Source organism: Pseudoalteromonas sp. XMcav2-N (assembly GCF_024124545.1).
Lineage (GTDB): Bacteria > Pseudomonadota > Gammaproteobacteria > Enterobacterales > Alteromonadaceae > Pseudoalteromonas.
On sequence record NZ_JAMXSF010000030.1, the window covers coordinates 22,559 to 33,187 of the forward strand.

General features: G+C 49.3%; 11 protein-coding genes. 9 read left to right on the top strand and 2 right to left on the bottom strand.

Annotation, left to right across the window (positions count from 1 at the left end; genetic code table 11):
- Positions 1-43 precede the first annotated feature (43 nt).
- The 4 genes from NH568_RS23365 to NH568_RS23380 are packed head-to-tail and all read left to right on the top strand — an operon-like array spanning position 44 to position 5,668.
- The gene (locus NH568_RS23365; protein ID WP_253111051.1) at positions 44-505 is read left to right on the top strand and encodes an Lrp/AsnC family transcriptional regulator; all 462 of its coding nucleotides are present in this window, start codon (positions 44-46) and stop codon (positions 503-505) included.
- Positions 506-524: 19 nt separating this feature from the next.
- Positions 525-3,245 carry an ATP-binding protein gene (locus NH568_RS23370; RefSeq protein ID WP_253111053.1) on the top strand — a complete coding sequence of 907 codons (2,721 nt, stop codon included), beginning with the start codon at positions 525-527 and terminating at the stop codon, positions 3,243-3,245.
- Positions 3,218-4,534 carry an alpha/beta fold hydrolase gene (locus NH568_RS23375; protein ID WP_253111069.1) on the top strand — a complete coding sequence of 439 codons (1,317 nt, stop codon included), beginning with the start codon at positions 3,218-3,220 and terminating at the stop codon, positions 4,532-4,534. Before NH568_RS23370 ends, NH568_RS23375 begins: the two co-directional genes overlap by 28 nt.
- Positions 4,535-4,540: 6 nt before the next feature.
- Entirely contained in the window at positions 4,541-5,668 is a 1,128-nt protein-coding gene (locus NH568_RS23380; RefSeq protein ID WP_253111070.1) for a GNAT family N-acetyltransferase, read from the top strand.
- Here NH568_RS23380 and NH568_RS23385 read toward each other — a convergent pair.
- A complete protein-coding gene (locus tag NH568_RS23385; protein WP_253111071.1) occupies positions 5,645-6,238 on the bottom strand; it encodes a DUF938 domain-containing protein in 594 nt (197 codons plus the stop codon). The two genes, NH568_RS23380 and NH568_RS23385, sit on opposite strands and share 24 nt — an antisense overlap.
- 170 nt (positions 6,239-6,408) lie before the next feature.
- Between NH568_RS23385 and NH568_RS23390 the strand changes: the two genes are divergently transcribed.
- From NH568_RS23390 to NH568_RS23410, 5 genes are all read left to right on the top strand, one after another.
- Positions 6,409-6,585 carry a hypothetical protein gene (locus tag NH568_RS23390; RefSeq protein WP_171045672.1) on the top strand — a complete coding sequence of 59 codons (177 nt, stop codon included), beginning with the start codon at positions 6,409-6,411 and terminating at the stop codon, positions 6,583-6,585.
- 92 nt (positions 6,586-6,677) lie between these two features.
- A complete protein-coding gene (locus tag NH568_RS23395) occupies positions 6,678-7,049 on the top strand; it encodes a hypothetical protein (RefSeq protein WP_138545692.1) in 372 nt (123 codons plus the stop codon).
- A gap of 8 nt (positions 7,050-7,057) precedes the next feature.
- Positions 7,058-8,434, top strand: coding sequence for a class II fumarate hydratase (locus tag NH568_RS23400; RefSeq protein ID WP_253111072.1), 1,377 nt, complete (start codon positions 7,058-7,060; stop codon positions 8,432-8,434).
- Positions 8,435-8,523: 89 nt separating this feature from the next.
- Positions 8,524-9,093 (top strand): hypothetical protein, encoded by a 570-nt coding sequence (locus NH568_RS23405; protein WP_253111073.1) that lies wholly within the window; start codon positions 8,524-8,526, stop codon positions 9,091-9,093.
- A 9-nt stretch (positions 9,094-9,102) separates the two neighbouring features.
- Positions 9,103-9,480: a hypothetical protein gene (locus NH568_RS23410; protein WP_253111075.1), complete on the top strand. Its 378-nt coding sequence runs from the start codon at positions 9,103-9,105 to the stop codon at positions 9,478-9,480.
- 546 nt (positions 9,481-10,026) lie between these two features.
- Here the strand turns inward: NH568_RS23410 and NH568_RS23415 are convergent.
- Positions 10,027-10,227, bottom strand: coding sequence for a hypothetical protein (locus NH568_RS23415; RefSeq protein WP_253111079.1), 201 nt, complete (start codon positions 10,225-10,227; stop codon positions 10,027-10,029).
- Positions 10,228-10,629 lie beyond the last annotated feature (402 nt).

Here is a 10,629-nt window from a genome sequence, read left to right on the forward strand (position 1 = left end):
ACAATATAAAAAATAAACCTAATCATTAGCAGAAATCACTACTATGGCGCACTTAGATAACAAAGATCGTATTCTTCTTCGGGCACTGCAGGACAACGCCCGGCTCAGTAATGCTCAACTTGCTGAACAAGCCAGTTTGTCTGACACCCCTTGCCTCAGGCGCGTCAAAAAGTTACAACAGGATGGGGTGATTTTAGGTTACCACGCCAATTTGGCACCGCAGTCACTGGGCTATACTGTACTGGTGTATGCGTTTATTCGCCTGAGTGAGAACTCCGCACAGGCCGCGACCCAGTTTGAGTCTCATGCAGAGCAACTGCAACAGGTACTCAGCTGCTCAGTGGTGTCTGGGGCGCATGATTACTTACTCGAAATCATTGCCGAGGATTTGCCCAGTTACGAGCATTTTGTCAAACATCGTCTTGGTGCCATCGGCTGTATCGCAGGGATTGAGTCAACCATCGTTTTAAAACAAACGTTTACCAAACGACCCCTGCCAGTTTAACGCAAAGGATTCGATCCATATGCAGTTCCAATTTCGCACAGTGCATCATCAGTGGGTTGCTTATGTGCTTATGACACTGAGCTATTTTGCGCTGGGCAAAGCCCTGACCGCATTTGCGTTTCAGGATCAGGTGTTGCCCATCTGGCTGCCGGCGGGCGTCGGTCTGGTGGGTGTGCTGATTTGGGGCTGGCGTTTTTTGCCCGGCTTATTTTTAGCCTCAGCGCTGTTTAACTGGACCACGGCCCATGGCTATGTGTTTAGTCAGGCGACCTTATCGCAGTTTTTGCAGGTCTCTATTATCGCATTAGGCGCCTGCTTGCAGGGGTTAGCCGGCGGGTTGCTGTTGCGGCACTGGCTCGGCGACCCATTGCGAATGCGTTCTCGCAAGCACATTGCCTATTACATTTTTTTGGTTGGCATACTCGCGAATCTGATCTCCGCGAATATCGGCGTATTCTCGCTCAGCCTGTTTAACCCCGAGTATCAATTCACTCATCACTGGCAAAACGTGGTGGCCTGGTGGCTGGGCGACAGCCTCGGCATACTGATTTTTACTCCCCTGTTGCTGCTGATGCTCGACGCATGGGCGTTTGAACAACACAGTTATCACCGCAGTCGCAACGTTTTTGCCACCAGCTTTGTGCTATTTTTATCTGTGGTACTGACCACCTATTTATATAATCAGGGCAACATTCAGGCTGCAAAACGAGAAGCGCAAAGAGAACTGAGGTTGATAGAAAACCTGTTGTTGCAGCAGGTCAATCTCAGCATGCTGGCAGTACAAGGGGTGGCTGCAAAGCTACAATCACTCAGTAAAGTGAACGCTGAGGAATTTCATCAGATTGCGCAGCAGCAGCGCAACCGCTACCCATTCTTACGCGCTATTTCCTGGAATGTCAGACTAAACCAAACACAGGGGAATGCGCTTCAGCGCCAGTTCGATACACTCTATGATGGCCGGGTTAAACTCAAAGGGTTGCCGCTGGCCCCCGATGATCCCCTGGTGGTCGTCACCTATGTTTCACCACAGGCCGAGAACTTCAGTGCACTGGGTTTTAACGTGTATTCACGGGAAAATCGCAAGCAGGCATTAGAAAATCCAACGATCACCGTACGACCACAGGCCACAGACATCATTGAGTTAGTGCAAAGCGATCTACCTATCCCGGCCTATCTGTTGTTTTCACCGGTCTACCATCGTGACGCCACTGATCCACAGGCTGATATTCTGGGTTATGCCACAGCCGTGGTGCAAACGGATACCCTACTGGGCTCTGTGTTGAAAAAGTCTCAGGCTGACAGTTACAACGTTGCCGTATTTGATGGCAACGATACACAGCCTTTCTATCGTAATCATCCATTCTCGACCACCCAAATGTCTGCAGACAATCTGTTCGAAACCCGGATTCAATTTGGTGGCCAGATATGGCGTATTAAGCTTGAACTCAGAGCGGACTTTGTCGCCAGTCTCAACCATAGACAAACCGTGTTACTGCTGCTGTTACAGCTCAGCATTACCGCGTTGATCACTTTTATTGTGCTACTCAACAACTATCAGCATTATGAACTTAACCACCTGGTGGAACAGCGCACTCAATCGCTGCGCAAAGCTGTTGAAGATGCCCAGCGAGCGAACCAGGCCAAAAGTCGGTTTCTGGCCAATATGAGCCACGAACTCCGTACGCCATTAAATGCAGTGGTGGGGTTTGCTTCTTTGATGAAAACAACCCACTCATTTGACACCCTTCAGTCTTATGCCAGTCGCATTGATATGGCTGCAAAAACACTGCTTAACCTGGTCAATGACATTCTCGATATTGCCAAAATTGAGTCTAACCACCTGGTCATTGAGCGTCATGACTTTGATTTACAACAACTACTTGGCCGGATCGATAGTCTGTTTACCACCAGCGCCGCGGATAAAGGATTACAATGGCAACTGAATACCAATATCAGTGGTGCCTGCTGGCTTAAGGCAGATGAACTCAGAATGGAGCAGATCCTGCTTAATTTGTGCAGTAATGCCATCAAGTTTACCGACAATGGTAAGGTGACCCTCCACTGTGAAGTGCTTCATGGCGACAGTGACTACCTACTTACTTTTTCTATCATCGACACCGGTATTGGTATCGATTCTCACAAGCAGCAGCTGATTTTTGCACCTTTCACACAAGCCGACGCCTCCACCTCCCGGCGCTTTGGTGGCACGGGTCTTGGTCTGGCTATCAGCAAAGAACTGGTGGCACTGATGGATGGGCAACTCACAGTACAAAGCACCCCGGGACAAGGCAGCACCTTCACTTTTTCTTTGCGCTGTCCGTTCGGCGATGCCCTGCTGGCAGACAAAGCCGAACTTGACCACTCTTTACTGAAGGGCATGCATGTGCTGGTTGCAGAAGACAACCCAGTGAATCAACTGGTTATTAAAGCCATGCTGCAGTCTATTGAAGTTGAGTTTGTCCTCGTGAGCGATGGTCAGCAGGCCGTCGATGTGTGTGGGGAGCAGGACTTTGATCTGGTGCTTATGGACTGTCAAATGCCATTGTTAGACGGTTATCAGGCAACCACGTTATTACGTAAACGATTCAGTCAGCAACAATTGCCGATTATCGCACTGACTGCCGACGTGATGCCCGAGGATAAGGCCTATGCGGTCGCTGTCGGGTTTAATAGCCACCTTGCAAAACCACTGGAGCGCGATAAGCTGGTGCAATGCTTAATACAATATCGACTGTCATGATTAAAAAAGGGTATTTATTGTTCATACTGGCCAGCCTGGCACAACTTGTTGCGACGCCAACACAGGCACAGACCTGTCTGGACCAGATAAACGACTTGTCACGCTATCAAACCGATGCGCAGCAGGGCACGTATCGCTATGCCAATGAAGCGGGCCCTGCCGTATTGGATATTCCCGAGGCGCAGTCGTACGCAGCCTATCTCAGAGCAACCCGGGCGCTGATCCTGACACGCAACCCAAAAGCCACACTTCGTTGTGAGCTGGCTACCAAAGTGTCGGCGCGACTCCCTGAGCCTGCAACTCAGATAGCTGATTACGTTGCCCCATTTGAATTAACGCATCCGAACAACCAAAAGGCTGTACTCCTGATCCATGGACTAACCGACTCACCTTTTATTTTTCATACTCTGGCTGCGGATTTGTATGCACAAGGCTATGACGTCAGGACTATGTTGTTACCCGGCCATGGCACTGCAGCCAGCGACCTGAAAGAAGTCGACTACCGGGACTGGCAACAGCATGTGCGCTATGCCATTTCGCGAACAGCCAGTGATTATAGCCAGTTTGCAGTGCTTGGCTACTCAACCGGCGCAGCCCTGGCAACCACGGAAATAGCAGCCCGTCGGCCTGATAACCTGGCAGCATTAGTGCTAGTGGCACCAGCCACGCAAAGCCACAGCGAAGTGGCCTGGCTGGCAAAATGGCTGGACTGGCTGCCCTGGGTTGACTGGGTTGATAAAGGGGCCGATCTGGATCTGGCAAAATATGAGTCATTTCCTTTACACGCGGTCACGCTGGTAGAAGAAGCCATGGCCAATATGCGAGCAGCTAAATTACCAGCCTCACTTCCAACTCTGACCATTGCCAGCGATGTTGATGGCACCATTGACAGTCAGGTGACCTATGAGTTGCTGACCCGCTGGGCACAGGATAGCACTGCCCCGCTGGCACTGCGCGTCTATGCTCCAACATCCATTGCAGCATTACCTGAGTCGATAAACGTGACTGAAGTCGCCACCCTCGACAGGGTCATTGATATGTCGCATATTGGTATTTTAAATCCACCGGATCATCCTTATTACGGCAGAGCGGGAACCTTTCGCAATTGCGATACCTACCTGGAGGATACCGCAGCTTTTACACACTGTAAGACGACCGAAAAACCGTATTTTGGTGAGCGCAGTGCAACAAACCTGGCACAATATACGCCTCTGGTCCGGGTGTCCTTTAATCCGGATTATGACCCTATGGTTGCGCAGCTGATACAGTTTTTGGGCAAGGCAATGTAATAATCTATGTATCAACATCGCTTTATTACTCAGCTTTCGACACTAACCGCCACCGAGCATACAGCACTTTCTGGCCAGTCTCCGTTTAGCAGTATTGCCTGGCTGGACGCACTGGAGTATAGCGGCTGTGTTGGTGAGCAGACAGGCTGGCTGCCCTATCACCTGCTGGTGTATAAGGACACTCAATTGATCGCGCTGCTGCCCGGCTATATCAAGCTCCACTCGTATGGCGAATACGTATTTGACTGGGCCTGGGCCGAAGCGTACGAGCGCCACCAGCTGCCCTATTATCCCAAGTGGATCTGTGCCATTCCGTTTACGCCTGTGGTGGGGAGTCGCATTTTATCCAGCAACCCGATACCCGATGCACTTTATGACTATGTAACGGCTGCGCTGCACCAGGAGGCAAAACAACAAAGCTGGTCGGGCTGGCATATCAATTTCCCGACGCAGCTAGCAGGCTGGCAGCGCCAGAACCTGATGGAGCGACACGGTGTGCAGTTTCACTGGAAAAATCATGACTATTCGGATTTCGGCGACTTTCTTGGCGCAATGACGTCACGCAAGCGTAAGTCCATCAATAAGGAACGCAAAGCAATCCAGGGTCAGGCGCTCACGATCCGCTGGTATCAGGGCGACGAGATCACGGAAGAAATAAGACAGGCATTTTACCTGTGTTATGCCACCACCTATCTCAAGCGCTCGGGACATCAGGGCTACCTGAACGACGCTTTTTTTCAGCGTATCTGCGAGACCATGGCCGCTCAGGTTGCCATTATATGCGCATTTCAGCAGGATAAAATCGTGGCAGCAAGTCTGTACTTACACGACGAGCACACCCTGTATGGCCGTTACTGGGGCGCGCTTCAAAGCCATAACCACCTGCACTTCGAACTGTGTTATTACCAGGGAATTGAGTATGCCATTCGTCACAAATTGCGCCGTTTTGACGCCGGCGCACAGGGAGAGCACAAGCTGGCACGGGGTTTTGAGCCGGTTATCACCCACTCTTACCACCACATCAGTCAACCAGATTTTGCACAGGCAATTGATGACTACCTGGCCCGGGAGCGCTCACATATGGCACAATACCGTGACCAGTGTGCGAGTTTACTGCCGTTTAAAAATCAGTAAGCGGTTGTTCGCCGGCATCGCATAATCTTCCTGCAATACCAGTTCAGCTTGTGCGGCAAGAGAACAGATCCATTCTATATTGCGGATCCCGCTGTGTGGATCGCGACTACGCAAAAAACCATCAAAGTCCTGGTTACTGGGTGAGGTAAACTGGCCGTTATAATTAAAGGGACCATAAACCATTAGCAGTCCACCTGCAGCCAGGTGCTGTTTCACCCCATCAAAAAAGGCTTTGACCAAAGTTTCAGACACAATATGCAAGGTGTTCGCGGTATAAATCGCAGGGACCTCCGCCACCGGCCAGGGTGTGGATGCCAGGTCGAGTGTGAGTGGTACGGGTAAATTGCGGGCGCCACTGTCTTCACTCCACATCAGGATCCCAGCATGATTGACGGCCAGATCACTACATTGCCAGGTTAAATGAGGCAGCGCAGTCGCAAAACAAGCGGCATGTTGCCCCGTACCTGACCCGACTTCCAGTACAAACGTGACCTCTGTTAAATAAGGGCGTATTTTTTCGAGTATTGGCAGCTTATTATTCTCACATGCCTGAGAGTAAGGTTTATCCATCTTGCACCTCTGTGATCCAATTTTGCGCTCTATTGATGCAATCCTGTCGCTAAAATGCAAGCAGTTTTAAATTGCATAACCTTAAACATATAAAAAACATACAATTTTATCCTTGGTATAAAGCATGCATTGTCTATACTGAAATTTCGACACAACGCTTGGAGCACATTATGACAACCTCAGATCTCTCTCATTTACCTTTAACAAGCCGTGGTCTGATAGACACGGATGCAGAACCTAATTTACTGGAAAGCCAAGACTACTGTCAGGAAGTGGCGGATCTCCTGACCAGCCCGGAACAAGAACGCGAGAAAACGGCCCAGCAGTTTTTGCTTGGGTATAATTAATCCGCGTAAGCTCTGCCCACAATCAGGGCTTGCTAACACTCCCCTTTAGTGTAATGATAATTATTATCGTTACACTAAAGGGATACTCCACTATGCTGACACCGCTTGCGCTCATCAATTTTAAGCCGCATCTGAATGCACACTGCACCCGCCCTTACCTTGATGCACCTCAGCAGGTTGCAGAGTTTATCAGTGCCGGGTGTGATTTGGCAAAATGGTACGAGCGACAATCCTGTGCATTGCTTCAGGAACTGTACCTCAGGCGAGTATTCTTTGAATTACTAAACCACATAGCTGATCCTCTGGTGCACACCTGTGTGCGACAACAGTGCCTGGAACAAATCTATAAGCCGCTGCTCGCTCTGAAGCGCTACTACAAAGCAAAGCGCAGAGGCCTACATAAATTTTACCTCCTCGAGCGGGAGGCCAGGATCATCAGCCATGAATTTAATCCGTACAGCTAGGAGTAGTTATGAGCGAATTTAGACAAGTTTCAGATAGCATGGGCGTGTTAGACGTGCCACAAGATGCGCTTTATCAGGCACAGACTCAGCGTGCTATTAACAATTTCCCGGTTAGTGGGTTAACACTGCCTGGCAGTTTTATTCGTGCGCTGGCTTACATCAAACAAGCAGCCGCAGAATCTAATCAGGAGCTGGGTCATCTGGGTTCAGATAAGGCCCAGGCAATTGTTGCTGCCTGTCAGCAGATCATTGATGGCAAACACTTGTCACAGTTTCCTGTCGACGTCTTTCAGACCGGCTCAGGTACGAGTTCGAATATGAATGCCAACGAAGTGATTGCATCTTTGGCCAGTCAGCTCAGTGGCGAGACAGTCCACCCTAATGACCATGTAAACATGGGACAAAGCTCCAACGATGTGATCCCAACAGCAATTCATGTTAGCAGTGCAATTTTGGCGGTGTATGAGCTACTACCCGCGCTTAAGCACCTGTCTCAGGTGATTGAGCATAAGAGTAAAGAAGTCGGTCACTTAGTAAAAACAGGTCGCACCCATTTGATGGATGCCATGCCTGTTACTTTTGCACAGACACTCAGTGGCTGGCAGCACCAGGTTGATTCTGCCTGCGAAGGCATAGTACAGGCGCTCGAGAAGGTCTATGAGTTAGGACAAGGCGGCACAGCTGTTGGTACCGGGGTGAATGCCGATGAGCGTTTTGCAGCCACCTTTAACAGCTATCTGAGCAGTAATGTGGGGATCCGCTTCACACCCAGCAAAAACTTCTTTTATAACATCGGATCGCAAGACGCCATCGTCGCGCTATCGGGCCAGTTAAAAACGCTCGCAGTGGCCAATATGAAGATTGCCAACGATCTTCGCTGGATGAATTCAGGTCCTCTGGCAGGCCTGAGTGAAATAGAATTACAAGCTCTACAGCCTGGGTCTTCCATTATGCCAGGCAAAGTCAACCCCGTGATCCCAGAAGCCGCAGCCATGGTCAGTGCACAGGTGATCGGCAATGATGCCACTATCACCGTAGCCGGCCAGTCAGGAAATTTTGAACTGAATGTGATGCTGCCCGTAATTGCCTATAACATTTTACAGAGTATTGAGCTGCTGGCGAATATGTCGCGCCTGCTTGCCGACAAAGCCATTGCGACCTTTAAGGTCAACGAGCCAAGGCTACAAGAGGCACTCACTCGTAATCCAATCTTGGTTACGGCCTTAAATCCGGTGATCGGATATGAAAAAGCAGCCTTTATCGCCAAACAGGCTTATCAGCAGGGGCGACCCATCATTGAGGTTGCTGCCGAGCACACTGATTTAAGTGAGACTAAGCTACGTGAATTGCTGGATCCTCAAAAACTTACTCTTGGTGGGCTATAACCGTCTCACGCGCCAATAAACTTGGTGCGTGAATCTTGTCACAAGTGAAAAAGCGCGGCACACTGGAAGAAAAATAGACAGGATCTGATATGAACGCGTTTAAACTTTCTCTTTGTAGTTTGTTTTTCATTGCCGGCTGCAGTGCTTCAGGTAATGACCCCGTGAACAACGAGGAGACCACTAACACTCAGCAGAGTAGCGCAAACGAGCGAACAGTTGCGCCAGCCAAACTACAAACAAAATCCGCTGTCAGGCATGATGTTGGGAATAGCAAGCCGATTCCAGCAGACAAAGTACACAAGGCAGAACCCATCGCCCAGATAGATGAAGATGCGATCAGCGAAGCCAGGCTGAAAAACCAACGTGCCTATCTTAAATTTATTACCAAAGACAAAGAGTGTGACACCACTGCGCAGTGTCAGGTGCTTCCGGTTGGCAGTCGGGCCTGTGGCGGACCCTCAGACTATGTCATATTCTCAACAAAAACAGCGGATCCAGAGAAGGTGAAAGAGGTGGCCGACAAGTTGACACATGCCGAAGCCACCTATAATGCCAAAAATCAAATGGTCAGTATTTGCCAGCACTTGACTGTGCCAGCCACTCAGTGCGTTAACAATAAATGTGTTAAACTCGAGCATTCAAACCAGGCAACCTACTAGGGATTTTCAATGAAGTATCAGTGTTTGGCACTTTTTCTCCTTACAGCTCTATTGGCTGGCTGTGGTAGTACCCAGTCCACGCAAGTAACCGACAGTGATGACAACCAGGCACTGTCAGAGTTAGTGGCTGATAAAGGGTGCGATGCCAGCTTTCAGTGCAAAGTAATCGGAGTCGGAGAGCGACAAACCTGCGGTGGTCCAAGTCAGTATGTTGTTTACTCTGTACGCAATGTTGAAGAAAGCCAGGTAGAGCAGAGAGCTTTGGCAATAACACGACAAGAACAGGCGCTTAACCAACAAACTCCACCCAGTGATGTTTGCAAGCAGGTGTTACCTATTCAGGCGTTATGTATCAATAGCCAATGTCAGGCAATCACATTGAAATAATCCAGCAAGTCATTTCTTGACTGCCAGGAGGTCTAATCCATCTGGCAGTCCATCACGTCACCAATGTCAGCCCTAGAGCAACCATTGGCTCAGCAATGAGATAGGTATTATCAACAACGCACACAGACATGCCCACCATACGTACCGGATCTCAACCCGCTTCTTTACCCAATAGCAATAAATAAACTTCACCAGATAAGTAGAGGCACACCCAAATAGGGCAAAAATGACAAGCAGAACGAGTAAATACAGAGACACAATCAGCTCAAAACCACGGCAATGAACAATTATCATAACGACTCATTGCACACAGAGCAATGCAAGATAGCCAGTGTCAAAGACAAACAGCCGTGTCCCCTGCCATATTCCGGCAATAGCTTCACAGACTCACTGGGCTTTGCACTCAGTCGCAAAGTCGCTAAACTTTAAAAAGCTCGGCGTATAAAGGAGCACAACATACACCACTTTTAATTCATTCCAGGCTCACCTGCTCTACGACATTTACCAACTACACCGTTGTCATCCCGCACGCGATGCGGGATCCATTTAAACCAGCTTTTCAGTGCTGAGTAGGTTTGCTCCGATGTATTCGTCATGCCTACGATGTGGCTTTCCTGCAGCGGCTCCAGGTTTACCCTGCTCTACCACACCTCCAACAACCACTCCGTTGTCATCCCGCACACGATGCGGGATCCATTTAAACCTGTTTTTCAGTGCTGAGTAGGTTTGTTTCGGTGTATTTGTCATACGTACGGAGTGGCCTTCCAGCAGCGACTCCAGGTTTACCCAGCTCTACCATACTTCCAACAACAACTCCGTCGTCATCCCGCACGCGATGCGGGATCCATTTAAACCTGTTTTTCAGTGCTGAGTAGGTTTGTTTCGGTGTATTTGTCATACGTACGGTGTGGATTTCCTGCAGCGGCTCCAGGTTTTCCCAGCTCTACCACACCTCCAACAACCCACTCCGTTGTCATCCCGCACACGATGCGGGATCCATTTAAACCTGTTTTTCAGTGCTGATACCAAATTGATTAAATTTATGATCTAATATCAAAATCTAATATCCATCGATGTGATAATGATTTTGCTGCCCTCTGAATTTAGTAAGCTCTCCAAACAGACTAAAGATCCCAGAAAGAAAGTACG